Source organism: Paenibacillus sp. FSL H8-0175 (assembly GCF_045040615.1).
In the GTDB taxonomy this organism is placed as follows: Bacteria; Bacillota; Bacilli; order Paenibacillales; family Paenibacillaceae; genus Paenibacillus_AQ; species Paenibacillus_AQ odorifer.
The window spans coordinates 3,413,792-3,440,451 of the sequence record NZ_CP150299.1; the positions used below are offsets into that span (position 1 = coordinate 3,413,792).

Here is a 26,660-nt window from a genome sequence, read left to right on the forward strand (position 1 = left end):
CAGAAATATGAACGCTAAAATGTAATAGGGTTAAATAGTATGAAGCTAAATGTAACAGGAAGAAATCTCTCGAAAGAAAAGAGTCTGCAAATTAAGGATGAATTTCAAAAGCAATGTCTGATAAAAGGTTTAAAACAAGAAAAAAGCCGTAGGACTTGATAATCCTACGGCAAATCTCAAAAGCCGAAAACATCCTTATTGAACCGTGACAAATGCGCAGGGGATTTGTTCTGTAATAAAGCTATCCATCTAGTTTAAAGTTGAAAATACCTTACTCTGCTTGGAACTGGAACCACTTAAAATCAAACTGGCTCCCCGGTAGAAATATAAAGGTGACGGTTTGCGGACCGGTTATGCGCTCCAATACAAATTCTAATTCGCAATAATCACTTGACTGTGTAAACTCCACAAGCTGTCTCTTTTCACCCTCTGGTCCGCTAAATAGAATATGCAGAGTATTTTTATCGATAGGCGAATGCCCGCATAAGGTTAGTTTAGTGCTTCCAGTATGACCGAAGTCCATATCTTTAAAGATGAGAGAGACGTTGTTACCAATATTTTTGATTTGTCCATCTGCCAGCGTAAAGGAATCCCCATAAATCTGATTGTATTCTAGAACGTTAAGTTGTTCGTACGCTTTTAAAGGCTTGTTAAACTGAAAGCCCTTGAGATGAATCTTTTTATGAAGAACAAAACAAAGGGTGGTGACACCTTTTATTCGCTCAGGTAATGGGTAGGTCTCCTCTTGATATACATTCCATATGGATGGTTTTTGATAGGTTACCTGTGTCAGCAGAGCTGCGTTTGGAGCATCCGGTGTACCTTTCCATATATCAATCGTATATTTATCGTTATCTAGCGCGAAGATAGGAAGGGTAAGTTCAGTAGCTCCATAATCACCGAAATCGATGTTGTCAAAACAGATCCAGCTTTCTCCTTCTCTTGCAGTAGCCACTCCGCGTTCATTCCCATTTGTTAAGTTCCGGCTCGTATTGCTATGATAACCAGCGGAAACAAACTCATAAGGATTCAAAAAGGCAGCTCCCATATCTCGAATATGGAATTCCATAAGCGAATACAGGCGCACTTGATCTGCACCGTTTTTCGTTGCACACCGTACATAGACGTTTCCGTCTCCCAAAGCCGAAATTACTGCTTCATGCCCATTTGCCTCAAGAACGGCTATATTAGCGTCAATACCGGCAGCATTCGTAACTCGCCATTCAATTTCCTGATAGGTTGCGTTCTCTGGATGAATTTGCACACGAACCGGAAGTGAACGGGTGTCCTTCGTTAGTTGATTTCCTTGCGGGCATATGATTTCCAGCTTGCGAACGGGAATTTCATCTGATAAATAGTTTTGGGATAACTCGCTCACATCCGATAGTGATTGTGACGAATGCTGATAAAGTATAAGCTCTTCGTCCTTAGAATGATCTAGCTCTCGTGCTTCGGAAGTCAGTGTAAGCTCAGCAGACTGTAAGCCATGGGAAGATGCACGTACAACGATTGTACCTGACTCCAATGAAGAGGCAATGACCGCAAGCAATTTGCCGCTGAACATCCGGCGACTTGTTCCTTTATATGAATCGTAGTCAGTGCTGTCACCATTATCCAAACCAACAAGACGCCCCGGCCCTTCTACAGAGATTTTAATACGATTATTGGCATTCTCCACGGGACGTCCTTCTTGATCGAGAGTCGAGATCTCAACAAATACCAAGTCCGATCCGTCAGCAGTCAACTGAGTTTTATCAGGATTCATGACCACAGTGGCCGAATCTCCGAAAGAAGTTACCGTATCTTCAGCGATCTGCACTCCGTGTTCATCATAAGCGACTGCTCGCAGAGTACCATCGCTATAGGGGAGCTGCCATTCCCCAAGCAGCTTTTTACCATGTTTATGGTCAATGTTAACCGTGCCCATGGATTGATCATTAAAGAACAATTCGATTTGTGGTGCGTTGGAGCATACTCGCACATCAATAAGCTGCCCTTTAGAGAAATCCCAGTACGGAAAAATATGAATCATCGGGGCGACCTTGTAATCCGTCCATTCTGCTTGATAAATATAATAGGAATCCTTTTTGAATCCCGCGGTATCCAGTTGACCGAAATACGAGTTTTTAGTGAAGTACGGGGTCGGCTCCCCAATATAGTCAAATCCAGTCCAAATAAATTGTCCAGGCGAGTAGGTCGCATCACGATCTGCGATAATGCAAGCTTCTGTGTTTTTGGCACCCCAGCTAGTAGAACTGTTCCCTAAGGCTGAGCATTGTTCATCATCGTCAGACAATACAGACTGAGCATAAGGGAAGTGGTAGATGCCTCTGCTCTGTACAGTAGACGAAGTTTCACTACCATAAATAATCCAGTCGGGATGTTCCTCATGATGCTGGTCATAGTATTTTTCGGCATAGTTATACCCTGCGAACTTCACTAGATCTGCGCATTTCTGTGCATTCTCCCATGGCATATAGTTGGAACCGATAGTAACCACTGCATTTCCTTTAGGGTCATGAACCTGCACCAGATCACGTAATTCTATGGTTAACTCTTGGCCGCGTTCATCGGCATGGGTGTCGTATATTTCATTTCCGATACTCCACATGAGCATGGAGGGGCGATTTCTATCCCGGCGTACCCAGCTGGCAATATCTTGTTTCCACCAATCCGGATAAAATCTGGCGTAGTCAAAAGGAGTTTTACTGCGTTCCCACATATCGAATGCTTCGGAAACTATGAGCACGCCCATCTCATCCGCTAATTCCATCAGTTCAACGGCTGGCATATTGTGGGCCGTACGAATAGCGTTTACGCCCATCTCCTGCAGGAGGATAATCTGTCTTTTTAGAGCTGCCTTATTCACCGCAGCCCCCAAACATCCCAAATCATGATGTTGGCATACGCCATGAATCTTCACCTTTCGGCCATTCAAAAAGAAACCTTGTTGGCTGTCAAACTCCATCGTACGGAATCCGAAGGTTTGGATTTCTTCTTCAATTACCTGATCATTCTCCAGCAGCTCCGTTTTTAGGGAATAGCAGTAAGGCTGGTTAATATCCCAGAGCATTGGATTATTGACGGATAAGAGGGCAGAGCTGGATACAGCAGACCCGACTTGTACTGGACTTTCATTTTCTGCATGAGAGATACAGATACCTGAAGCGTCCAGTATACTATGACGAATTATGTAGTGCTTTTCGCTTTGCAATAGATCATTGCACAAGACTTCGGTATCTACCTCAACATTCCAGGAATCCTCTTTTTTGTGAGTAGAGATATAAATACCATCAGGCACAATATGTGTCCCTGAATACGTCTTCAGCCATACACTGCGATAGATGCCCGCACCGGAATACCAGCGTGAATTAGGAGACTCATGAACCACTTGAACATAGATTTCGTTGATACCTTCAATAATGTATGGCGTGATATCTATTTCAAAAGTCGAGTATCCATTTTTCCAGACGCCTGCGATATGGCCGTTCACATAGAGAGTGGAGTCCATGTATACGCCTTCAAAACGAAGCGAGACACGACTATTTGGCACTTTCTCATCTATAACTATGCTTTTACGGTACCAGCCTTCTCCGCTTTCATATAGATTATGTGTATCAAAAATTAGCCAGTCATGGGGTAAGGTTACGTCGATCCACTCCGAATCAGCTGCTATCACCGATTCTAAAGTGGACTTAAGCGGCTGTTTGCTGAATAACCAGTCATTATTTAATCTTGTTTTCTGACTCATGAAAGAAGTTCTCCTTTATCTTTGGAAAATTTAGAAGTGGTTATTAACGATGTGAATGATTTCCGTAAAGACTTTTGTACTCTTTTTTATCATATCAAAGATTTTGCAAAAAGACATTCACGAAGAAGAGTAAAAAAACTGTTATAACAACGCTATTGAAATCGCATTCAAAATGATAACATGCTATTGGTAAATTATCTATTTATTTCTTAATATATCTTTTATTGCGGAGGATGAAATTTATACAAAAACAGTACTAATAAATGATGCAGAGAAGTATCTCTGGTCTATGAAAAATGATTTCGCTACAGAAGCTAATGAAAGTGAAGTGAGGGAAATTGCCTGGTACACCGGCTAAGATGTGTTGGGCTTATCGCTGATTTAATACTTTACAAATACTTGTCTGCATGTACTTGTGTTTGTTCGAATAAGTTAGAAAGAAGGACAGGACAAACCATAGGTGGAGATGCGTATAAATGGGGATGCGTAAACAAAGTTTTATTCGTGGCACGTTCATATTAACCGTGTCGTCATTTTTCACAAAAGGGCTTGGTTTTTTGAACGGAGTCTTGCTGGCACGTTTTTTGGGAGCAGAGGGAGTAGGGCTGCTTATGATTGCTCATCCACTGCTTCCCTTATTTATTACGCTGACAGAGCTGGGGCTTCCTGTTGCGATTTCAAAGCTTGTATCGGAAGCTGAGGTTAAGCAGGATGAAGCGCGAGTAAAGCGTATTCTCACAGTATCCTTAAGCATTACGGGTACGTTGAGTATTATATTAACTTTAGTGGCTCTATTTGGCTCCAAATGGATCGCATCGATTTTTTTGGCCGATCAGCGGGCGTATTATGCTATGGTTGCTATTACGCCGATCATTCCAATTATTGCGATGTCTGCTGTACTGAAAGGTTATTTTCGTGGAAAACAGAACATGAACCCACTTGCCTTTTCCGATATTATTGAGAATCTGGCGCAAATCATTGTCATTATCGGTGTTGTCAACGTTTTGTTGCCCTACGGTATTGCCTATGCGGCTGCTGGTGCAATGGCTGCATCCGTTGTTGGGGAAGGTTTTGGTTTGCTCTATTTGTTTGCTGTTTTCAAATGGGCAAATCGAGGTAAGGTCAAAACCTCTCCACCACATACGTCAAGAATTTCACTTAAAGGAGACAGTACGTTGAGAGATTTGCTGCGCATCGGCTTACCGATGACAGGCAGCGGTTTTATTCATTCGCTCTATCATGCCTTTCTACCACTGCTGATTACGAAAAGTCTAGTACTGTTTGGTGTAGGTGTTGAGATGGCGACCAAGCAATTCGGACTTCTGGCGGGTTATGCTCTTCCCATGTTGTTTCTCCCCAGCTTCTTCACACAATCGTTGTCGACTGCATTAATTCCGGCGATCAGCGAAGCAAGTGTGAGCAACAATAGCAAGCTTATGCATAATCGGATGGATATGGCTATGCGATCCGCGCTTATAGTAGGTTTCCCATGTACAATCATACTGTACTTATGGGCTGTACCCTTAACAACTATGATCTATCATTCGCCAGAAGCGGGCGAGCTGCTAAGGTTAATTGCACCCTTATTTTTTCTTTATTATTTCGGAGCGCCACTGCAAGCAATTTTGCTTGGTTTGGGGAAAGCATCAACGGTTATGTGGAATCATATTCTTACGAATGTCTTTGAAGTGATTGCGATCTTTGTTCTAGGTTCTAATATTGGAATCGAAGGGGTGGCCATGGGATTCGGACTGGGGCTCTTGCTGCTGACACTGTTGAATTTTTTATCTGTGGCAGGAACGATCGGATTTTATTTTGACTTTCGTATTGTATTCAAGGTTGGAGCAGGAGGAATTGTCATGGCGCTTAGCGGGTTGGCGGCTCACGGAATTCTGGAGCGATTGGACCTGGGGCAGATTATTCAACTGTTCGGAGCGTTGCTTGTTTCGTTAATCACCTATGCAGCAACATTGCAGGTAACCCATGCGTGGGAAAGGGCACCGAAACCACCAACGATTACACCTGTTTCTTGAAAGGAGATATTTCGGTAGCATGCTCCAAAAAGTAAATTGAGTAATGATGCAACCCTCTTTGTACCAGTATGGGGGCGGATGAAGGTAATGGATGGGGAGCAGCGAGGTGTTTAACTGTATTTTGTGCAGCTATAATCGTTCAAAATAGTTACACATTGAAAATAGCTGTATTTCTTACATCTATTCTCACGAGTTAAAGCCTATTAGGTGATGTCTCTTGATTTTAATTGTATAGAATGCAGTTAAAGTCGGAGTTATTCCCTAGCAATATGGATTAAGTGTATAAAATGCAGTTATTTCATCAGATTGCGTTAAAATCTTGCGCTACAAATATACGGAGTGGGGATATCAGAAGTTACAGTCATAATTTGCTCAGGCAAAACGCCAGTGATCCAAAATATCAGGCAGCGATCCTTGATTATCGGAGATTGCGCCTGATTGACTATGTGTTAACTACGCTCAATTGACTCCATGCAAAAATGGAATCTATCTCATAAGTAATCTAAGTGATTTCTATAGGGCTGCTCCAAATAGCAAATTGGATTGATTAGGTAACATTTTTCGCACACGTATTTTCTATCGGACACAGCTGACCTTAAGAGCAGATTTAGCTTACATTTGGAATTTTATCGGACCCCATCGCAGTTATTACCATGAAAAAAACCAAAAATGGCTCTCTTTTTGAGGAATAGTTGCACTGGAGTCCGTAACCTAACTAAAAATCCTAAAAACAAGCAAATAGCGTCTTCTGAGTCCGAAAAGCTCTAAACTTGATCAAGACTGGGTGATTTAGAGGTAGGTACAACGGACAAAAGCATTCTACCCCCGGTTCATAACAGCAAAGCAACAATTCTCCTATAACGGATGATCGCTGCTCTGCTGTTTTTTACTAAAAGAAATAGTAGGCGGTCTTTATGGAAAGAAAACATGTAGTATAGTTTGAACAGATGAATACGTACTGGAGCAAGTTATTGGAGAGGGTAGGGGAGCTGATATACCAATCCCATGGCATTTAATGAATGATTTGGTTGCGTTACTGGTTCGTACCCGTTTACGGACTGACTGTAATGGAGATGTATACTATTAAGTAAGTACTGATAAGGAGAGTTTGTCGTAAAGGACGGCAAATGGTGCGATTCAAGCTTTTACGAGACAGTTAAAAAGTGGAGCAGGACAACGCTAGTTATTACCGAGTATTACCGAGTATTACCGAGTATTACCGAGTATTACCGAGTACTAACCTTGACCGTATTTTTTTCTGTAATGACTCAGTGTGAGTAGTGGCCAGATATACCGATAACTATGATAATTGGAATAGAAATTACCGGGGAGACCAGCGCCAGTGGGATAAGAAGTTTTCCAATCCTCTTCATGAATAGACGTGATTAGTCTTTGAATTCCTTTTTCCACCGCAGCTGTTGGCTCTGGCTGAACGGCGATAATCGCATCAAGTGCCCAGGCGGTTTGTGAAGGTGTGCTTTCTCCTAAAGGAACATATTGTAGTAGCCGGTCGCTGTGACAAGACTCCCCCCAACCGCCGTCCGAGTTCTGAATGCTTAGAAGCCACTTCACTCCTTTTTGCAATGTATCATGATTTATAGGGAGCCCAACAGCCTGCAGGCCTGTTAATGATGCCCAAGTGCCATAAATATAACAAACACCCCATCTTCCGTACCACGAACCATCCTTCTCCTGATGTTGAATCAGCCATTTTGTACCCCTTTTAATGAACTCGTGTTGTGTATTTAAACCAGCGAAGTTTCCGAGAAACTCCAAAGTTCGTCCGGTAAGATCTGCTTCCGAAGGATCAATGGCTGCAGATTTAGCACCATCGATAGCGAGCCAAGTGAGCATTTCTTTATTGGTGTTTTTTTCGAATGCCGGCCAACCGCCGTCGTTATTTTGCATCGATAGGACCCAACTCAGTCCGCGATTCCATGATTCCAGATATGAAGGGTGAATGGTTGATAAGCTTCGGATGGCTCGCAAGGCTGCCGTTGTATCATCTACGTCCGGATTGATTGTATTAGACTCAGAGAATCCCCATCCACCGGGAACTATATCCGGATTATGGATGCTCCAATCAGCAGGTTTATGATGCTGTTTATCCAGAAGATAAGTTGCAGCGTGTTTTATTCCTTTGTGATCAACCGGAATTTGAGCCTCTTGTAAAGCATAGGAGATTAACGCTGTATCCCATATTGTAGATGGAGAGTTTTGAATTGTAGTATTACGATTTGATTGGCATTGCAGTGCGGTGAGACCTTGAATGGCCTGTGTAATTATTGGATGCTGCCGATCATAATTGAGAGCAAGCAGGGCAAAAACCATAAGAATCGTACTGCTGGCATAGCTGTAAAAGGTACCGTCGGATTCGATTCGCTGGAGCATATATTGTTCCGCTTTGTTTTTGGCAGCTTCATGTATGTAGTGTGGACTCCCGAGTAATCTGCTCAAACCCATTTGAATAACATCCTGCATTTCCTGATATCCACGGGTAGGCGATTCATCTGTATCCAATCGTGTCTCTATAAGATCTGACAGATCAGGAGCATTGGCTGTAGTGATCGAAAATCGCCGATCGGCCATAATGAGCATAGGAGTGAGGTGTACCCTAGAGTAGCCAGAGAATTCGAAATAGTTAATAGGGAAGTAAGAGGGAAACAAAAGCACCTCCAGTGGAATCGAAGAAATTGCTAAAGGCCACTTGCTTTGACCCGTTGCGGCGAGTATGACTCTAGTTAAGATACTTGTGACTTTGCCTAAACCACCTTTAGACAGTATATAACGCTTAGCCCGCAGTATTGGCTCGTCTGTTATCTTACTGTATCCAGAATAGAGCAGGGCATAATAAGCTTCGACTGATGTGGATAAGTTCCCAGCTTCTTCGTCCTTATATAACTGCCAGCAACCCTCTCGCTGTTGTGCATCAAGAATGCGATCATGTAGCTGCCGAATGAGCGTTTCATTCTGTAGGTTCAACACTCTAAAGAGAATGATCATATAAGCATCGATCACAATCCCGTTCTCAAAACAAAAATGCCATGAGCCGTCATCCTTCTGCTGTTGTAGCAAGAACGTTGACAAACGTTCGATTTCTTCATCTACTTTACTTAGTATATCCGTCATGTTTTGGGTTCCTCCGAAGGCATCATTTTTAACATTATATGAAGTCGGAGAACAGGACATGAAAAAGAGCTGCTTAGTCGCTTTTAAGCAACTTTGCAGCCCTTTTTACATTCCCTCTTAGCATTATAAAACGGTTAATTTTCAATCACAATACGATTTAGCTTGAGATTAACCGGAGCAGCAATGGTGTCACCTACAGGGCATTTGCTCTCCAGAAATTGTACGAACTGTTCGACCTTCTCAGCAGGGGATGGAGTCTTTATGTAGAATGTATACCGAATATCGGAATAGCCAGGACGTACTTCAGAGCGGTTGAAGAATCCGTCGAGATCCAAGTCACCTTCCACATCTACTCTGAAATCTTCAAGCTCCACCTCAAATTTAGAGGCGTAGACCCGAGCTACAATGGATTGGCAGGCACCCAAAGAAGCGAGCAAAGCTTCAACAGGATTCATTCCTGTATCCGTGCCCCCTAGACTTGTCGGTTCATCGATGACCAGCTCGAATTGTCTTGCATTAGTAACGACCTTTACGCCGTCTTGCAAATGAGCAGTTGCTTTGAAAGTTTGAACATTTGGCATGTGTTTACACTCCTTCTTGTGGACAAACTAAGGATGATTTAATGTTTCTTATTTTTTGTAATTCATAGTATGTTTCTAGGAATTGTATAGATTATAGTTCTATTCTGTATACCCGTCAATACATGATTAAAATAATAGTTAGGAGGCAACTAGAGTGTCGACCGAAATTGAGAGCTATTTGGACTATCCTAGGTTGCAAATTTTAGGGGGAGAAATAGAATTAAGAGACGATCGGATAAAGCGTAGATGGAAAGCAGAAATCAAACCGTTTCTTCTTGCACCCTATCCTGTAACTGAGGATCTATACAATGCTATAATTAATAACTCATCACATGGAGATCTAAAGCCGGTTGTGAATATATAGGTGAAGATGGTATATACATTACTTGGGATAAGGAGTCAGACGGCTTCCATCTTGCCCGGTCTTATTAATGAGTTATGGATTTGTAAGTGGAATTAGAGGAGGGAATAATTATGTGCGAAGGGCACATAGATAAGCACGGTTATAACGAGCATCGAGAATACGGAGAGCATGGAGAAATGAATATAAATGGAGTCAAGGAGGGTTCGGAGCATCCTCACAAAAGCGCTCAGACCTTTCGTCGTGCTAGGGCTATCGCATTTTTGGACAAGCTAATGATTAATCGTTCGGCGTTGCAGCAGCAGCTAAAAGAGTCAGAGATTGAAACGACAAAACAAGTCATTAGTGGTGAACTAAAAGCTACGGAAGCGATCATCGATGAGTTCATAAATATGTTTCAGATTCATGAGATAACTTCTGATAATAGAGAAGATAGAACCTAAGCCACTCAGCTATATAGAGGTGTTCATGCCCTAGGTTTTGATATGAATGAAAAAAAGACTTCTGAAGAAATCAGAGGTCTTCTTTATGTGTAGCAAATAAAGAAAAATGTCTAATGTAAAGAGAATACATCATTAAGTAAAACGCTTTCATGTTCACTCGATAAATTGATTTATATAATTAGTCCTGTAAGCAATATAAAAATGGGGGGCGAAAAAGAATGAAAAAAGTCAACAAAAAAAGGATTAACCTAACTCTAACAGTGTTGATGGCTATGTCCATGCTTATCACTGCTTGTGGTGGGAACAACGGGAATAACGTGAATTCTGAGGCTAATGTAAACGCAGGCAAAACGGGAAAAACCTCTGCGGCGGAAGAGAAGCTCAAGATTACTATGTGGTCCCAATTCGCGGATCCAAATTCTAAAGACGGCGGGTTTGTTGGTTTTTATAAAGCACTTGAGGCAACCAAGGCTAAATTCCCTAATATAGAAATCGAGCATGTGGGTGTTGGGGGCGAATCTTATAAAACAAAAGTGAAAGCGGCTTCAGCCGCCAATGAGCTGCCCGACATTTTTTACACCTGGGGTGGCGGATTCTCTGAGCCATTTATAGCGGGGAACCGGATTTTGTCCATTGATGATCTCGCAAAAGATGGAACGCTGGACCAAATTGTACCAGGTACGACAGACAATTTCATCTTCGATAGCAAGCTTTACGGTCTGCCGATCAATATAGCTACTGCTCAAATGTACGTCAATAAAGAACTATTTGAGCAAGCAGGAGCGAAAATTCCGGAAACATGGGATGAGCTTGTTGCTGCGATTGAAGCACTAAAAGCAAAAGGCATTCAGCCGATTGCACTTGGGGCTAAAGACAGATGGCCAGCAATGCAATGGAACGCGATTCTAGCCATCCGGATGGCAGGCGTGGATGCTGTAAATGCCGCTTTAACGAAAACAGGATCATTCGACACAGCTGAATTCACAGAAGCTGCTGCGAAATACAAACAATTGATTGATGCGGACTCCTTCGGCAAACATTTTGTTGGAACTTCTTATGATGACGCGACAAATATGTTCCTATCAGGCAAAGCAGCTATGATGTTCATGGGCGCTTGGGTCAACGGACAGATTGAAGATGATAACTCTCTGGTCAAAGGTAAAGTGGTACCGATTAAATTTCCAACCATTCCAGGGGGGAAAGGAAATGCCGACGAGTGGTTCGGAGGTTCGGGTGAAACATTCGTGCTCAATGCCGATCTGAAAAACAAGGAAAGAATATGGGAAGTATACAAGTTCTTTATTGAGACCATGTCTAAAGAAGTATTTCTGGCTGGTTCAGGCTCCTCAGCATGGAAAGTTGATGTAGGTGACACTTCTCAAATGAATCCACTGGCTCTGCAAATTGGTGAATTGTCCTCATCAGCAACTGGTTTCTCCTACTGGTGGGATCAAATGCTGAATGGTAATGACACTGAATCTATGTTCGGTTCGCTGATGAAATTCGTCGCCGGAAAAACAACACCTGAAGACTACACGAAAGAACTACAGAGCAAGGTTAATCAAGGACAATAATCTGCGTCAGGCGGCGAGAATTGTTCGCCGCCTGATCGATTTAAGGTGGAGTGAAGCATGCATCAAGTATTCGGAAACAAAAAGGCTATCGCCGTATTTGTTGTTCCTGCTTTGATTTTATACATTCTTGTTGGTTTTTTCCCGATCCTTCAGTCTATGTATTACAGTCTGCTGGACTGGGATGGGATACAACCGGCTAAATTTATTGGTTTAGCTTCTTATAAGGATTTATTTTTTGCAGATACGTACGGCATGGATTTTAATCATTCGATACTTAATACGTTGTATCTGGCAGTTCTTTCTGTTTTCATGCAACTTCCGATAGCTCTGGTGCTCGCTCTGGTTCTTGCCAGAGGGGTGTGGGGTGAAAAGCTGTATCGTACTTTGTATTTCATTCCAGTCTTGGTATCCTCCTCTGTCATCGGGGTTATGTTTCTGAAAATCTATCAGCCTGAATATGGCTTGCTGAATACGATACTCAATCAACTAGGCTTGTCCTCCTGGACACATGATTGGTTAACGGAAAGCGGAACTGCACTAATAAGTGTTATGATTCCAATCGTTTGGCAATATATCGGCTACCATATGCTTCTAATGTACGCTGCCATCAAAGGGATTCCTGAAGATTTGTACGAGGCTGCGAAAATTGACGGAGCATCAAGTATAAGAACCGCCTTCTCTATCACTATTCCACTTATTTCACCGATCCTGAAGGTATGCGTCATATTTGCTGTTTTGGGATCATTGAAGTTTTTCGATTTAGTCTTCATTATGACCAATGGCTACCCTACACCGGAAACTAGTGTTCCAAGTACATTGATGTATTCGTCGATTTTTAATCGCAATATGTATGGGTACGGCAGCGCGATGGCCGTGTTTATGGTTGTGGAATGTCTCTTTTTCTACTTAGTTCTACAAAAATTGATCAGAACCTACGATGATAAGGAGGAGAGCTAATGACAACAACACATAACCGCCGCTGGCCAAAGGTTGTTTTGCAGATTGCGTTTCTAATCTTCGCAGTTATTCAACTGTATCCGCTCGTGTGGCTTGTATTTTCCTCCTTTAAAACAAACATAGAAATTACAGGCTCAAATGTGATGGGCTTGCCTAATGAGTGGCGGTGGGCGAACTACGACTACGCACTTTTTAAGGCGAATATCGCACGTAACTTTTTGAACAGCCTTATGTATACAACGGTAACTGTCATTATTTCTGCTCTGTTATCGGCAATGGTTTCTTTTGCTGTCGCAAGAATGAAGTGGAAGCTTAATAATGTGGTGCTTACTTTCTTCATGCTGGGATTGATGATCCCCGTTCATGCTACGCTGCTACCTGTCTTTCAGATGTTAAAAATGACAAGCTTGCTGAATACGCCTTGGGCCTTAATCATTCCTTATACCGTTAGTGCACTTCCTACTACAATCTTTATCATGATTGGTTTCTTTAGAGCGCTGCCAGGGGAGTTGGAAGAAGCCAGCGTTGTAGACGGCTGCAATATTTATCAGGTTTTTTTCCGTATTATGCTTCCGCTTGTAAAGCCGGCTATCGTAACCACTTCCATCTTTACTTTTTTATCCGCTTGGAACGAACTGATGTTTGCCAATACATTCATTAATGATCCTGACTTAGCAACAATTACCGTCGCCATCAATTCGTTTAAAAGTGCCTATGCCACAGAATTTGGACCTATGTTCGCAGGAATGGTTGTGGCTACACTACCCATGATCATTATCTACTTGTTCCTAAGTAATCAAGTCCAAAAAAACATTATTGCCGGGGCAGTTAAGGGTTAAAGCAATGGGATAGGAATCTTTCGAAAAATGCTATACTAGTGTCGTATTGAAGAAGCTATAAATAAAAGTCCGTATTCGCTTAATGTCGGCCAGGAGGTTACCGATGAGGTTTGCACGTATCCGATCACAAATCGTTTTTTACTACTTGGCCTTATTAGTGGTTTCCATGATTGCAAGCGGTATTATGTACCAACGAATCAATGAGAAATTCACCGAGGAAAAGGTAGGTGAGGTATCGCTTCAAACCTTAAACGCCATGAATTCCGGAATCGAATCACTTCTTGACAGCACGAATAATTATTCCAAGATGATCGTGTCGAACAATACGGTTCAGGAAATTTTGGGCAGTGATCTGGCGGGTAACGACATCGGAATTTTAACTTACAAGCTAGAGGTGGCTCTGTCAGATTTTATGCTCGCAGAGCCCTCTATCTCTTCTGTCTATCTATTCGATAATGCAGGACGTAAGTTTGCGATTGATTTGCAGTCTGCAAAACCGATCAGAACAGATGGGATCGAGTCAGCGGAATGGTACTCCGAGGCGGTCGCCTTAGACGGAAAAGCAATTTGGAGGAAAAATGCCGGAGGTATCTTCAATTTTGAGACGAAGGAACCCCAGCAGGATCCACAATATATTTCTCTGATTCGCATCGTAAACGACATGAACACTTCTAAGAAAATAGGAGTATTAGTCGTGAACATTACAGTTCAGGAGCTGAAAAAAAGCTATGAACGTTCGATCAACGATAATAAACCTGATTTAATGATCGAAACTGGATATGAGACACTCCTTGATTTTACACGGCCTGAATTATCGACTTATACAAACTCTTCTATGCTTGATGTGCCGCTCGGCAGTAGCAAAATCGTAAAGATCAAAGATCATAATTATCTGATCTCTTCTCTGGTTTCAATGGATCGTGGTTGGAGGTTTACTAGCGCTCAGCCTTTGGGGGAATGGGAAAGCCCCTATCGTCAATTTAATCTGATGCTGTTAATGATTATGTTGTTTAATTTCATTTCTATATTTTTAGGTTCCGTCTGGATTTCTAGATTCATTACTACACCTATTTTACATATGCTGCGATCCATGAAAAAAGTGGAGATTGGAGAGTTCAGTTTGGTTCGGTACGAGGCGAGAACGGATGAGCTGAACCAGTTGAAAGATAGGTATAACAATATGATTATGACCATTGAGCAAGCGCTGAAGCGGGAGAAAGAAGAACAGAAATTGATTCGGAAACTCGAATTGGATATTTTGCAGCAGCAAATTAAACCACATTTTTTATATAACACGTTAGAATCAGCTGGCTATTTAACTTTGTCAGGAAATAATAATGAGGCGTACCAGATTATTTCTGAGCTTGCAGCCTTCTATCGTCAGAGTCTTAGTAAGGGCAGTGATGTAGTAACGTTAAGAGAAGAAGTAGAGATCACTAAAAGTTATCTGAGTATACAAAATATTCGCTATCCAGAAATTTTCATCAGTGAAATTGAGGTGTCGGAAGAAGCTGAGTATGTTCGGATACCCAAATTGACGCTTCAGCCGCTTGTAGAAAATGCGCTTTATCATGGTATTCGCCCTTTAGGGGAGTGTGGTAAGATTCGCATCCTTGCCCGTATTCAGGGGAATCGACTGAAGCTAGTCGTGGAAGATGATGGTGTGGGGATGAATGAAGACAAACGTCGGGAAATGCAAGCTGAGCCCTATGGGCAAAATGAGTCCAGTTTTGGGTTGCGCGGTACTTTGATGCGTTTGAAGCTGTACTATGGGGCGGACATGAATTGTAGTTTGGTCAGTGCACCGGGAGAAGGAACTCGGATTGAATTGGAACTACCGCTTGAGGAGGGGAATAGTCATGGAGCTTGAACTGCTCAGAGCCATTATTGTGGATGATGAAATTAATGCGAGAAAAATTGTTCCCATCATTATAGATTGGCAAGCAGTTGGTTACAGATTCGTAGGTGAGGCCTCGAATGGAAGCGAAGCGTTAGATCTGATCGAAACCATGAAACCGGATGTAGTATTTACAGATATCAGTATGCCTTTTATGGATGGACTGGAATTAAGCCGGTTGATAAAAGAAAGGTATCCGCTAGTCAAAATTGTGATCATCACTGCACATCCCGAATTCGAATATGCAAAAAGAAGCCTGGACATTGGAGTGCAAAATTTTATCTTGAAGCCGCTCCAAGCCGAGGAGGTACGAAGAGTTGCGGTAGATCTTCATGGAAAAATCCGGGAAGAGACAGAGCGGTGGAACGAATATCAGGAGCTGAACCGACAGTTAAATGAAAACGCCGTTCAACTAAAAGAAAAATTTCTAAATGATTTGCTATCAGGCCTCTGGGACCCCGATCAGTTGGATAGCCGATTCCATTACTTTTTTCCTGAATCAGCGAACAGCTTGTTTTCAATCATGCTTATTGAACTTCAAATTCCCTTAGAAGAAGGGGAGGAACAACGAATCCTGCAGTCTTTGCGTTGTAAGAGGTTTATTGATTACGCGCTTGAAGAGTATGAGGGAATCGAAGTTTTTTTTGATAACAGTCAACGGATTGTCCTTCTTAATAGAAAAGATAATCAGAATCTTACGAAGATTGGAGAGTGGCTGGCCCAATCGCTCCATGAAAAGCTAGGATGTAAAGCTTACATTGGCGTAGGTAGTACCTGTACGGATTTCAATAGGATCAAAGAATCCTATAAAGAGGCGCTGGAGGCAGTTAGATATGGTAAGTTAAAGGGCAGTAACGCTATCTATTTTTTTAATGATGAAATTCATTTCGGGGGCCGATCCTGGGAAGTTAAGACGATTGAAATTGAGGAAATTTTGTTTTTTGTAAAAGCTGGTGTCTTAGACAAGGCTGTGCAATCCATTGAGAAAATGTTTCAGGATTTGGAGAAGTCCGAGGCTTTTTCTGTGGAACGAGCTAGGCTGGTTTCCGCCCAATTTGTCTCCACATTAATCAATTCACTCGCTGAAATGGGAGTTATACTAGATAATAATCTTTCTTTCGATATTTCGCCATATAAAAGGATTTTTGAGCTCGATAGCCTGCCAGACATGCAACAGACATTACTTGAACTCACAGAGAAGGTAACCTCTCAAGTAACCCGGGCACGAAGCAAAAAAACTAATAATATTATCCATGAAGTTAAAGATTTTATTCAACAGGAGATGCACATTCCGGAGATGTCTTTATCCTATGTATCGAATAAATTCCACATGAATTCCAGTTACTTTAGCCGGATCTTTAAGCAGGACACAGGGATTAGCTTTACGGATTATCTTCTCAAGTGCAGAATGGAAAAAGCGGTGAAGCTTCTGAATGAAACGGATTGGAAAGCTTATCAAATTGCTGAAAAGGTCGGCATTAAAGATCCATTTTACTTCAGTAACTGTTTTAAAAAAGTAATGGGAGTATCCGTTCAGGAGTATAAGAAAAATAGCTTTTTCCTATAAATCTCTCCGTTGAATTTGCTAATTTTCCTCTTTAAGCCCGCACTTTATGCGGGTTTTTTATTGTTTTTTTAGATATAAAGTAAGCAATAATGATGTTACAAAATGGAAAAATGATCTTGACAGAAATGGTTTCTATCGTATACATTTGTATACATGAAGAGCGCGTATACAAATGTATACACCGCAAAAGGAGGAAATAAAATGCGTGAAGGACATGTCGGCAAACGTGGCGGTCATAGGGAACATGGAGAGCACAGAGATCGTGAGGGACGTGGCGAACACAGAGATCGTGGCTTTATGAAACATGGGATGACAGAATCAATGGATCCACATCCTAAAAGTGCTCAAACTTTTCGCCGTGGCAGAGCCATCGCTTTTTTAGATAAGCTTATGGTTAACCGGGCTACATTACAGCGGCAGTTAAATCAGCCTGAGCTTGAATCGATTAAACAAGTGGTTAGCGGTGAATTAAAAGCAACGGAAGCGATCATTGAAGAGTTTAAACAAATCTTTCAGATTCATGAGATCGCTCCAGAAGATACAACATCAAAAGTTAATAAAGAGGAGAGTAAAGAAAAAGATGAAAATAACTGAGCTCATTAAAACCCGTAGAAGTACAAAACAATTCAAACAGACTCCAATTCGTGAAGAGGAGTTACATTCATGGCTGGAGGCTGCAAGTTACGCTCCTAATCATCGTATGACCGAACCTTGGGAGCTTCTTTTCATCGGACCCAATACTAGAGCGAAATTAAAGCATAAGACGGATTTTGGCAACGCACCTGTTGTTTTTGCAGTTCTGTCTAAGCCTGCCGCAACTGCGTTTGAACGCGATGAGAATGTTATGGCTGCTGCTTGTTTCGTACAAAATTTCTTATTAGCTGCACATGAAGCAGGTGTAGGTACGTATTGGGCTTCGCTGGGGGCTTTGCCTCATAATCGTGAGATTCTTAGTGTTCAAGAAAATTACGATGTTATTGGGATATTTGGAATGGGGTATCCGGAGGAATTGCCGAATGCGAAACCCAGAACACCGATTAGTTCTAAAATCACGTATTTATCTTAAACAATTGAAGGTGGCGGAATGTGGAAGCTTAAGCATTATTTGAGGCCATATTGGGTGTGGTGTGTGTTGGCACCATTGCTGATGCTGGTCGAAGTGACTATGGATTTACTGCAGCCCACGCTCATGGCGAGCATTGTGGATAAGGGTGTCATGACAAAAGACTTGTCTCATATTTTCTCGACCGGACTGATCATGCTTGGTGTAGCATTTATCGGTCTAATTGGTGGGGTGGGCTGCACTATTTTTTCGAGTATTGCTTCTCAAAACTTCGGAAATGATTTGCGGATTAGCTTGTTTGAACATATTCAGAAATTTTCTAATAAGAACCTGGATCAATTGAAGACGGGCTCACTGATTACACGATTAACAAATGATGTGGTACAGCTGCAAACCTTTGTGCAAATGATTTTGCGGAGTATTCGATCTCCCTTGCTATTAGTCGGAAGCTTGGTGATGGCGATTCGGATAAGTCCTATGCTGACCCTCATCCTAGCCGTTGCCGTGCCACTCTTGAGTTTAATTTTGTATGGGTTAATCCGACTTTCTTTTCCTTTGTTTCAGAAAATGCAGGTCAAATTAGACGGTGTGAACACAGTGTTGCAGGAAAATTTATCAGGCATTCGTGTAGTCAAAGCATTCGTCCGCGCTAACCATGAACAGAAACGCTTTAATACAGCTAACAAGGATTATACAGAAATTGCGATAAAAGCGGTACGGTTAATGTCATTAAATATGCCGCTAATGATGCTTGTACTAAATGCCAGTATTGTTGCTGTACTATGGTTTGGGGGAGTGCAAAGCTGGAACGGTGGGCTGCCAGTTGGTCAGCTGATCGCTTTTATTAACTATATAACCCAATTGTTGATGTCAATGCTGATGTTAAGCAATATGTTGACCTTCTTCTCACGAGCCAAGGTTTCTGCCGATCGGGAGAATGAAGTATTTTCCACCATTAGTGAGATTAAAGAAGTTGCCAACGCTAAAAAAGATGCCATACACAACGGTCGGATTGTATTTGACAATGTATCTTTTGCTTATGATCCTTCGGATGAAAATCTAGTGTTAGACGATATTAATTTCACTGCGGAGCCAGGAGAAACAGTGGCCATTCTTGGTGCCACCGGTACTGGTAAATCATCATTGGTCAGCCTCATTCCCCGGTTTTACGAAGTGTCCTCTGGATCCATTACAATTGATGGCTCCGACACTCGTATGATTGCTCTGGAAGATTTGCGTAGCAGAATCGGATATGTTATGCAGCAGGCTATTCTGTTCAGCGGTACTATCCGCGATAATATCCGATACGGCAGACCGGATGCCACAGATGAGGAAGTGGAAGAAGCAGCAATAGCCGCTGAAGCTCACAGTTTCATTTTAGAACTTCCACAGGGTTACGATACAGAGCTCGGCCAGCGTGGCATTAACCTGTCCGGTGGGCAAAAGCAGCGGCTTTCGATTGCACGGGCACTTTTAATTCAGCCAACAATCCTCATTATGGATGACAGCACTAGTGCGCTCGATGCAGCGACAGAGTCACGAATCCGGCAGATGTTAAAAACACGGCTGCGCAGCAGCACGAATATTTTGATAGCTCAGCGTGTCACCTCTGTAATTGATGCTGATCGTATTCTGGTATTAGAAAACGGCCGAATTGCTGTACAAGGTACACATGATGGACTTATGAACAGCAGTGAAATATACAGAGATATCTGGAGATCACAGATGAAGGGAGAGGAGGTGCCTTATGTCAAAGCTTAATAATGGCATGAACACCACTCCTTTTAATCGATCAGGCGGATTCGGACCTGGATCTGGACCGGGATCTGGCCCTGGACGCGGCGGAGCTGTGCCGATCGTACGCGCTAAGAATCAAGCGGGAACACTCAAACGCATCTGGATGTATTTGAACCGCCAGCGGTTCGGGTTAATCATTGTGTATGTATTTACAGTGTTGAATGCAATCCTTTCGTTGATCGGGCCTTATCTAATCGGTAAAGCGATTGATACTGCCGTAATTCCTCACGATTATCAGGGTCTTATTCGCTTTTGTCTACTCCTAATAGGTATTTATGGTCTAAGCAGTGTGGTTGCTTGGGTGCAAGCCTATGTTATGACATCCGTCTCACAGAATACCGTGTTTGAGCTGCGTCGTGATCTGTTCAGCAAATATCAACAGCTACCGATTAAGTTTTTTGACACGCAAGCTAACGGAGAACTAATGAGCCGGGCAACCAACGACATAGAGAGCGTATCCAGTACACTTAATCAGAGTGTGACCCAGTTATTAAACAGTTTGATCACCCTAAGCGGTTCACTAGTGATCATGTTAATGATGAACGTTCCGTTGACCGTAGTTTCACTGATAACGATCCCTCTTGTGTTATTGTCCAGCCGTAAAATCATAGGTTTAAGTCGAACTTATTTTAAAAATCAGCAACGCCATCTAGGTGAGTTGGGTGGATTTATCGAAGAAACCATCAGCGGACAAAAAGTAGTCAAACAATACAGCAGGGAAGAGACAGAAGTGAAACGGTTCCGCAAAATCAGTGGAGAGTTGAATAAAGTCGGCATTAAGGCACAAATTGTTTCCGGATTAGTGGGACCGGTTATGAACATGATTAATAACCTTGGATTTGCGATCATTGCCGGGGTGGGTGGCTGGATGGCTTTTCATAATATGGCTACGGTTGGCGTAATCGTTAGCTTCCTTACGTATTCCAAACAGTTCGGACGACCGATCTCCGATCTTGCTAACCAGTACAATCTAATTCAGTCGGCAATTGCTGGTGCGGAGCGTGTGTTTGAAGTTATGGATATGCCATCCGAATACGGTGACGGTGATGAACAAAGTGACGATCTGCCAAGGTTAAAAGGGAACGTTGTTTTCAAGGACGTTTCATTTGCTTACAAGCCGGATTCACCAATTCTGAGTGGGGTTACGTTTGAAGCAAAACCCGGAGAGAAAATTGCGCTTGTCGGCCCAACGGGTGCTGGAAAAACGACCATTGTCAACTTGCTGATCAGATTCTATGATTTGAGCGGCGGCTCCATATTCATTGATGGCCGCGATATTGGAGAGCTGGATAAAAATGCACTTCGTAGTCAATTGGGAATGGTATTGCAAGACGCGCATGTATTCTCGGGAACGATTCGGGAAAATATTCGCTTTGGCCGTCTTGATGCGACTGACCAAGAGGTAGAGGAAGCGGCAAGATTGGCCAATGCAGATGCCTTTATCAATAGACTGCCGCATGGATATGAGACTATTCTCCATGCGGAAGGCAGTAATTTGAGCCACGGCCAGCGTCAGCTTTTAACGATTGCCCGCGCCATTCTAGCTGATCCAGCTATTTTGATCCTAGATGAGGCAACCAGCAGTGTGGATACGCGTACGGAAATGCATATTCAACAGGCGATGGAAAAGCTAATGAAAGGACGAACAAGCTTTGTGATCGCCCATAGGCTTAGTACCATCCAGGATGCTGATCGTATACTCGTTATTCAGGGTGGCGGAATTGCCGAGCAAGGCAGTCATAAAGAGCTTCTTGCGCTGCAAGGTGTTTATTACGAGCTGTACAATACCCAGTTCAAACGAGCGATTTAAAAGAATCTTTACTTGAACTGATAACATTTGTAAGTAGATGCTTTTATCGGACTCCTCTGACCTTAAAGGCAAGATTTTCTGATTTTCAGAAGATTAAAGGACCCCACTGCAGCTATTGGCATGAAAAACACAAAATATAAGTCACTTTCTAAGGAATAACGTCCTTGAGGTCCCAAACCCTGTTTCAAGAGCTGAAAACTACCAAATAACGTCATCTGGGTCCGAAGTCCTTAAAAAGATGTGTAATCTATTGCCGTAATTAATGCCCGATAAAAAAGAGCGGCGATTCACCTATTATAGGAGAATCGCCGCTTTTTTTTATAAATTCCTCTCTAATAACGTTCCGAGTTGTTCAGCCAAGACTTGATAGGTCACAGGTCTTTCATTCTTGAACCACCATTCCACTACCCCTGCATAAGCCGATGCAACAAAACTAATAATAACCTCTTCATGTAACCCTTCGTTTATGCCTTCGGTGGTAGTTACTTCATGTCTAAACTCATCGAGAAGAAAGCTTAAGAAACGATTTCGGAAATAAGGAGCACCTTTACAATAACAGCCTTTTTAAGCGCATCTTGAGTTTTGAATTTCAGAAGGAAGTCACAATAGAACAGAGGATCATATCATTGAAGTAATCAATTATTCTCAATCGATGAATTGATGCTGGAGGGTGGGGGCATTTTAAACGGGTCTTTCCTGAATGAAGATTTAATTGATGAGTTGAGCCTGGTTATAGTTCCCATCGCAGATGGTGCCTCTAATTCTGTGACCTTATTTGAAATGGATGCATCTATGAAACAACAGCCCCCAGCAAATTTTAGCTTGAAGAGTGTAGAAAAACTTGCGGATGATGGGCTATGGTTGAAGTATGTAACACGGCGTGATTAAATCTATGTTTCTTAAAAAGCGCAAAGCAAAATATGCTTTGCGCTTTTTGAATTCGAGAAAGTAGTAAGCATTCTTCTCATTCCAAGCCTGCCAGATGCATCGTTTGTTTCAGACGATCTACGTTCACATAGATGTCCTCCAGTCCTGGAAAACGAATCGCAGGATCGGGTACACCTTGCCCGTACACCATATAATATTCGAGATTATTATGGTTGCTGATCATCCAATAGGTTGGAACAACATGCTGGGCATGGAAAATTTCAATGACCTGTGTTCCAGGCTGGCAAAAAGCCAGATTAGCGAGTCCAGCACCATGTGGACCTACGATTACTTTCGCTGAGGCGAATAATTGGATTTGCTGGGCAACCGTCCAGTCCTCTAGACAAATCGGTACGATATTAAAATTCTCAAGGCAGCGGATGACATCATCTTCATTAACCAACCGTCTTGAGCTTGCTTTTTTTCGTGAGATATAAAAACGTTCTGGAGTGACTAGTGTTGTTTCTCTATGCGGCAACAAAAATCTTCGCAGTGTATCCGTGGTCCAAGGAGGATAATGTGAATTCATCATTAAGGAAGGGACAAGTAGCCGGTCAGCCTGAACATATACTTCTGAATTCGTCCGGATCACCAATGACTCGGATATCCCAAGCATGGCCCACGTTTGTTCCACAAAGGGTCCATACGGATTTGGATTCATGATAATAGTGGAGTAAGTGATTCCGCTCGATTGAAGCATCGCTAATCTAGGAAGCACATCATACATCCAATGAAAATAGTTATGGGCTCCGCAAAAGGTTAACACCGCCGCGGTCCCGGCAAAATGTTGAAGCTGCGGATCATTCCACCGGTGAAACACTGGGTGCTCATCTGCTTCAAGCATCCTATATTGCTTGGCGTCATATTCTTGGGAAAGATCAAAGATCAATTTCCCTTCTGGTGTTAGAACAGCACCAGATTCTCCCCATACCTTCCCTCTGGAAATGGTGGCAACGTATCCGCCAAAGGGCTTTAAACAATAAGGTGTTAGTGCTGGAGCAATGCTCGTTTCAATGCTTTTAGGCGCTCTGAACTCAGCCGCCCGTCCGAAGTCAAAAGGAACGACATTCCCCGCTTCCTTTGTACTGTTTTCGTTGTGGGAAGTAAAGTCCCAGATGCTTTGGTAATATCCTTGGGGTGGTACCCCTTGTGCAGAAAATAACATCATGTCACCTCATATTCCCAAGTAGAAGCGCAGAAACCTTATTAAGCTATTTTATGAAATGAACAATCTTCGGACACAGACTTACACGGAAAGAGGCGGATGAACAAGATTTGATTCAAATGCTGTTATTACTTGATTAATAGGCTTGACATGGACCAGGATTGAATATAAATTCAGTTTATTCAAACGCCGTTTAAATCATCGATTAGGTGCAATGTACTGCCGGAAGTGTTAACTATTCCGCAGTTCCTTTTCATCGGTATGCGTTGGAGCTGTTTTATGAATTAATATGTAACCCTTTAAGACAGGGCAATAGGATATTACAATTTAATTGGAAAGTGTGGATTCGAGATAAATGAAGTATACAAAACTTGGAAAAACGGGGCTGGATGTATCCCAACTGTGTTTAGGTTGTATGAGCTTTGGCGTTGCCGAACGTTGGATCCATCAATGGGTGCTTGATGAGAAGCAGAGCCGTGTTATCATAAAAAAAGCGCTTGACCTGGGTATTAATTTTTTTGATACAGCGAATGTATACTCCGATGGAACGAGTGAAGAAATCGTTGGACGAGCGCTTAAGGATTATGCCAATCGAGACGAGATTGTTTTAGCAACTAAGGTCTTTAACCGTATGCATGAAGGTCCGAACGGAGCAGGATTATCCCGGAAAGCAATTATGAGTGAGATTGATAAGAGTCTCAAGAGATTGGGAACAGATTATGTAGATCTATATCAGATTCATCGCTGGGATTATCACACACCTATAGAAGAAACGATGGAAGCTCTTCATGATGTAGTGAAGGCTGGTAAGGCAAGATACATAGGTGCCTCAGCAATGTATGCTTGGCAGTTTCAAAAAGCGTTATATGTAGCGGAGAAAAACGGTTGGACCCGATTTGTATCTATGCAAAATCATCTCAATCTTATCTATCGTGAGGAAGAACGAGAGATGTTGCCGCTTTGTAAGGAAGAGAATATTGGTGTTATTCCCTATAGTCCCCTTGCATCAGGAAGACTTACGCGAGACTGGGCGGTATCAACTCATCGTTCAGAAACTGATCAGATTCAAAAATCTAAATATGATGGAACTGCCGATACCGATCAATTAGTCGTGGAGCGAGTTGCGACAATCGCCGAAAAACACGGTGTTCAACGGATTCATATCGCTCTTGCTTGGTTGCTTCAAAAAGAACCAGTTACAGCACCTATCATCGGGGCTACAAAAACATCGCATCTCGAAGATGCCGTAGGTGCGTTATCCATTACTTTAACCTCTGAAGAAATTGCGTTTTTAGAGGAGCCTTATGTACCACATTCCATCGTTGGTTTTAATTAATAAAAAATCAATGGGGGAGGATAATCCCGTAGAGCCGAAGTCAGCGTTGTTTACCAACGTTTAACTGTATTTTGTACAGCTATATTCCTTCAAATCACTCAGCTCGGGGATATAAGTGTACTTCGTACATCTATTTCCTTGATTTTCTACCCATTAGGTAGGTTTGGTTGTTTTTAGTTGTATAAAGTGCAGTTAAAGTATGAAGGTTCTTTCTGCGTACGGAATAAGTGTATAGAATGCAGTTATTTTCCAGATTCGATTAAGACGTAGAGCTAGAAGAATGCGGAGAGGAACTTCCGATCGCTTCAAGTCCAAGGTTTGCTATAAGCGATTAGCGACCATTAGTCTGTTTATATTCACTTGCCCATAATCTGATCAGGTAATGCGTATTAATTCAAAAACACCAGGGAGTAATTTTCCAATAATAGGAGAATCGCTGCCTGGTGTTCTTTTTTTACCCTCAAAGCTTGTTCCTATAGACCTTGGGTGACATCCCATAGATTTTAGTGAATTGGCGAGTAAAATAATTACTATCACTAAACCCGCATTCATGTGAGATTTGGGTGATACTGAGATTAGAATGCTTTAATAACCCGCAAGCCCGTTCCAGACGTAAACGATGAAGATAAGCGATCGGGGTTGTCTGATAGTAGGAGCGAAAGATCCGGTTTAAGTGTCTGACTGATATGTCCGAATGTTTGGCGATCTGATCCAGTGTTAACGGCTCAAGATAACGATCTTCCATATATGAGAGTGCATTCGCCAAATGCATCAGATGGTTCCCCTGAATCCCTTTTTCCTGTGGGTCATAATGTCTGGACAAATAGACGACCAGTTCCATAAACTTGGAGCCCAGCATGGTCTGATAACCCTGTAGCTTGTTGTGATATTCTTCAATCATACCCGCAATGAGAAAAGAGACATACTCCAGGTTAGGAATCGGCAAGCTGAGTTTGCTTGTGTAGGAATGTTTATGACGATACAGGGGTTCCAACACAAATAAGGCTTGAAAGCCGTTGGATGTCCGCAAATCTGCCCCAGCTGTCGATAGCAATTCAGGCTGAAACATAACATTGCAGATCTTGAAATCCTGAGGATCTTTAAAAGCATGCGGGGTCGAACCATTAATTACAAACACATTTCCCTTTTTGATAAAAGACTCCTCAGTATTAACAATATGTGTAGCTGTGCCACTCAATACAATTACGAGCTCTGAAAAGTCCGCATGTCTATGTAGATCGGTGTCTTCGTCGTGATAGCCGTATTGAATAAAAAATGGAAATTGACGATCAGATGTAAACCATTTTAAATAAAATTCACTCAACTCGTTACCCTCCAAAAGCTTGTCTAGATGAATGTCTATATCATGCTATTTTAGGACCGAATAATCAAGGCGTTCTATCCAGTTGAAGCAGTATAATCCTTGACAT

18 protein-coding genes and 2 pseudogenes are annotated in these 26,660 nt (G+C 42.3%); 14 read left to right on the forward strand and 6 right to left on the reverse strand.

What is annotated here, in order from left to right; genetic code table 11:
- Positions 1-271: 271 nt before the first annotated feature.
- Positions 272-3,751 (reverse strand): glycoside hydrolase family 2, encoded by a 3,480-nt coding sequence (locus MHH46_RS15300; protein ID WP_076190390.1) that lies wholly within the window; start codon positions 3,749-3,751, stop codon positions 272-274.
- Between the two features lie 476 nt (positions 3,752-4,227).
- Here MHH46_RS15300 and spoVB point away from each other — a divergent pair, with 476 nt between their 5' ends.
- Positions 4,228-5,784 (forward strand): stage V sporulation protein B, encoded by a 1,557-nt coding sequence (gene spoVB, locus MHH46_RS15305; RefSeq protein WP_076190389.1) that lies wholly within the window; start codon positions 4,228-4,230, stop codon positions 5,782-5,784.
- A gap of 1,236 nt (positions 5,785-7,020) precedes the next feature.
- Here the strand turns inward: spoVB and shc are convergent.
- Both shc and MHH46_RS15315 read right to left on the reverse strand, forming a co-directional pair.
- Positions 7,021-8,913 carry a squalene--hopene cyclase gene (gene shc, locus MHH46_RS15310; protein ID WP_076125700.1) on the reverse strand — a complete coding sequence of 631 codons (1,893 nt, stop codon included), beginning with the start codon at positions 8,911-8,913 and terminating at the stop codon, positions 7,021-7,023.
- 134 nt (positions 8,914-9,047) lie between these two features.
- The gene (locus tag MHH46_RS15315; RefSeq protein ID WP_076125698.1) at positions 9,048-9,494 is read right to left on the reverse strand and encodes an OsmC family protein; all 447 of its coding nucleotides are present in this window, start codon (positions 9,492-9,494) and stop codon (positions 9,048-9,050) included.
- Positions 9,495-9,648: 154 nt separating this feature from the next.
- On the opposite strand from MHH46_RS15315, the pseudogene MHH46_RS15320 reads away from it, so the two are divergent.
- The 11 genes and pseudogenes from MHH46_RS15320 to MHH46_RS15370 all read left to right on the forward strand — a co-directional run.
- Positions 9,649-9,855 (forward strand): annotated as a pseudogene (locus MHH46_RS15320) (formylglycine-generating enzyme family protein); the annotation flags it as partial.
- A gap of 113 nt (positions 9,856-9,968) precedes the next feature.
- Complete coding sequence (locus MHH46_RS15325; RefSeq protein WP_254848956.1) at positions 9,969-10,298, forward strand: 2-keto-3-deoxygluconate kinase; 330 nt, start codon at positions 9,969-9,971, stop codon at positions 10,296-10,298.
- A 218-nt stretch (positions 10,299-10,516) separates the two neighbouring features.
- On the forward strand, positions 10,517-11,872 hold the full coding sequence (locus MHH46_RS15330; RefSeq protein ID WP_076125694.1) for an ABC transporter substrate-binding protein: 1,356 nt from the start codon (positions 10,517-10,519) through the stop codon (positions 11,870-11,872).
- 57 nt (positions 11,873-11,929) lie between these two features.
- Positions 11,930-12,829 carry a carbohydrate ABC transporter permease gene (locus tag MHH46_RS15335; protein ID WP_076125692.1) on the forward strand — a complete coding sequence of 300 codons (900 nt, stop codon included), beginning with the start codon at positions 11,930-11,932 and terminating at the stop codon, positions 12,827-12,829.
- Entirely contained in the window at positions 12,829-13,668 is an 840-nt protein-coding gene (locus tag MHH46_RS15340) for a carbohydrate ABC transporter permease (RefSeq protein WP_076190388.1), read from the forward strand. Before MHH46_RS15335 ends, MHH46_RS15340 begins: the two co-directional genes overlap by 1 nt.
- Positions 13,669-13,771: 103 nt before the next feature.
- Positions 13,772-15,538 carry a sensor histidine kinase gene (locus MHH46_RS15345; RefSeq protein WP_076190387.1) on the forward strand — a complete coding sequence of 589 codons (1,767 nt, stop codon included), beginning with the start codon at positions 13,772-13,774 and terminating at the stop codon, positions 15,536-15,538.
- Entirely contained in the window at positions 15,528-17,132 is a 1,605-nt protein-coding gene (locus tag MHH46_RS15350; RefSeq protein WP_076125686.1) for a response regulator, read from the forward strand. The genes MHH46_RS15345 and MHH46_RS15350 overlap by 11 nt, the downstream gene beginning before the upstream one ends.
- A gap of 201 nt (positions 17,133-17,333) precedes the next feature.
- Positions 17,334-17,726, forward strand: coding sequence for a hypothetical protein (locus MHH46_RS15355; protein WP_076125684.1), 393 nt, complete (start codon positions 17,334-17,336; stop codon positions 17,724-17,726).
- Positions 17,713-18,198: a nitroreductase gene (locus MHH46_RS15360; protein WP_076125682.1), complete on the forward strand. Its 486-nt coding sequence runs from the start codon at positions 17,713-17,715 to the stop codon at positions 18,196-18,198. The genes MHH46_RS15355 and MHH46_RS15360 overlap by 14 nt, the downstream gene beginning before the upstream one ends.
- 18 nt (positions 18,199-18,216) lie before the next feature.
- Entirely contained in the window at positions 18,217-19,956 is a 1,740-nt protein-coding gene (locus MHH46_RS15365; RefSeq protein WP_076125680.1) for an ABC transporter ATP-binding protein, read from the forward strand.
- Positions 19,943-21,802, forward strand: coding sequence for an ABC transporter ATP-binding protein (locus tag MHH46_RS15370; protein WP_076125678.1), 1,860 nt, complete (start codon positions 19,943-19,945; stop codon positions 21,800-21,802). Before MHH46_RS15365 ends, MHH46_RS15370 begins: the two co-directional genes overlap by 14 nt.
- A 318-nt stretch (positions 21,803-22,120) precedes the next feature.
- On the opposite strand, the pseudogene MHH46_RS15375 reads toward MHH46_RS15370, so the two are convergent.
- Positions 22,121-22,342, reverse strand: a pseudogene (locus tag MHH46_RS15375) (TetR-like C-terminal domain-containing protein); the annotation flags it as partial.
- Between the two features lie 120 nt (positions 22,343-22,462).
- On the opposite strand from MHH46_RS15375, the gene MHH46_RS15380 reads away from it, so the two are divergent.
- Positions 22,463-22,690 carry a dihydrofolate reductase family protein gene (locus MHH46_RS15380; RefSeq protein WP_051490997.1) on the forward strand — a complete coding sequence of 76 codons (228 nt, stop codon included), beginning with the start codon at positions 22,463-22,465 and terminating at the stop codon, positions 22,688-22,690.
- Positions 22,691-22,766: 76 nt separating this feature from the next.
- Here the strand turns inward: MHH46_RS15380 and MHH46_RS15385 are convergent, their stop codons facing one another.
- Complete coding sequence (locus MHH46_RS15385; protein ID WP_081383280.1) at positions 22,767-23,897, reverse strand: DUF563 domain-containing protein; 1,131 nt, start codon at positions 23,895-23,897, stop codon at positions 22,767-22,769.
- Between the two features lie 352 nt (positions 23,898-24,249).
- Between MHH46_RS15385 and MHH46_RS15390 the strand changes: the two genes are divergently transcribed.
- On the forward strand, positions 24,250-25,230 hold the full coding sequence (locus MHH46_RS15390; protein ID WP_076125870.1) for an aldo/keto reductase: 981 nt from the start codon (positions 24,250-24,252) through the stop codon (positions 25,228-25,230).
- A 460-nt stretch (positions 25,231-25,690) separates the two neighbouring features.
- Here the strand turns inward: MHH46_RS15390 and MHH46_RS15395 are convergent, their stop codons facing one another.
- Positions 25,691-26,554 (reverse strand): AraC family transcriptional regulator, encoded by an 864-nt coding sequence (locus MHH46_RS15395; protein WP_076125669.1) that lies wholly within the window; start codon positions 26,552-26,554, stop codon positions 25,691-25,693.
- Positions 26,555-26,660 lie beyond the last annotated feature (106 nt).

Coding starts and splice junctions, on each gene's coding strand:
- MHH46_RS15355 (WP_076125684.1), top strand. CDS start 17,334: ATGCGTGAAGGACATGTCGGCAAACGTGGCGGTCATAGGGAACATGGA.
- MHH46_RS15300 (WP_076190390.1), bottom strand. CDS start 3,751: ATGAGTCAGAAAACAAGATTAAATAATGACTGGTTATTCAGCAAACAG.
- MHH46_RS15330 (WP_076125694.1), top strand. CDS start 10,517: ATGAAAAAAGTCAACAAAAAAAGGATTAACCTAACTCTAACAGTGTTG.
- MHH46_RS15390 (WP_076125870.1), top strand. CDS start 24,250: ATGAAGTATACAAAACTTGGAAAAACGGGGCTGGATGTATCCCAACTG.
- MHH46_RS15340 (WP_076190388.1), top strand. CDS start 12,829: ATGACAACAACACATAACCGCCGCTGGCCAAAGGTTGTTTTGCAGATT.
- MHH46_RS15380 (WP_051490997.1), top strand. CDS start 22,463: ATGCTGGAGGGTGGGGGCATTTTAAACGGGTCTTTCCTGAATGAAGAT.
- MHH46_RS15345 (WP_076190387.1), top strand. CDS start 13,772: ATGAGGTTTGCACGTATCCGATCACAAATCGTTTTTTACTACTTGGCC.
- shc (WP_076125700.1), bottom strand. CDS start 8,913: ATGACGGATATACTAAGTAAAGTAGATGAAGAAATCGAACGTTTGTCA.
- spoVB (WP_076190389.1), top strand. CDS start 4,228: ATGGGGATGCGTAAACAAAGTTTTATTCGTGGCACGTTCATATTAACC.
- MHH46_RS15350 (WP_076125686.1), top strand. CDS start 15,528: ATGGAGCTTGAACTGCTCAGAGCCATTATTGTGGATGATGAAATTAAT.
- MHH46_RS15360 (WP_076125682.1), top strand. CDS start 17,713: ATGAAAATAACTGAGCTCATTAAAACCCGTAGAAGTACAAAACAATTC.
- MHH46_RS15335 (WP_076125692.1), top strand. CDS start 11,930: ATGCATCAAGTATTCGGAAACAAAAAGGCTATCGCCGTATTTGTTGTT.
- MHH46_RS15370 (WP_076125678.1), top strand. CDS start 19,943: ATGTCAAAGCTTAATAATGGCATGAACACCACTCCTTTTAATCGATCA.
- MHH46_RS15315 (WP_076125698.1), bottom strand. CDS start 9,494: ATGCCAAATGTTCAAACTTTCAAAGCAACTGCTCATTTGCAAGACGGC.
- MHH46_RS15365 (WP_076125680.1), top strand. CDS start 18,217: ATGTGGAAGCTTAAGCATTATTTGAGGCCATATTGGGTGTGGTGTGTG.
- MHH46_RS15325 (WP_254848956.1), top strand. CDS start 9,969: ATGTGCGAAGGGCACATAGATAAGCACGGTTATAACGAGCATCGAGAA.
- MHH46_RS15385 (WP_081383280.1), bottom strand. CDS start 23,897: ATGATGTTATTTTCTGCACAAGGGGTACCACCCCAAGGATATTACCAA.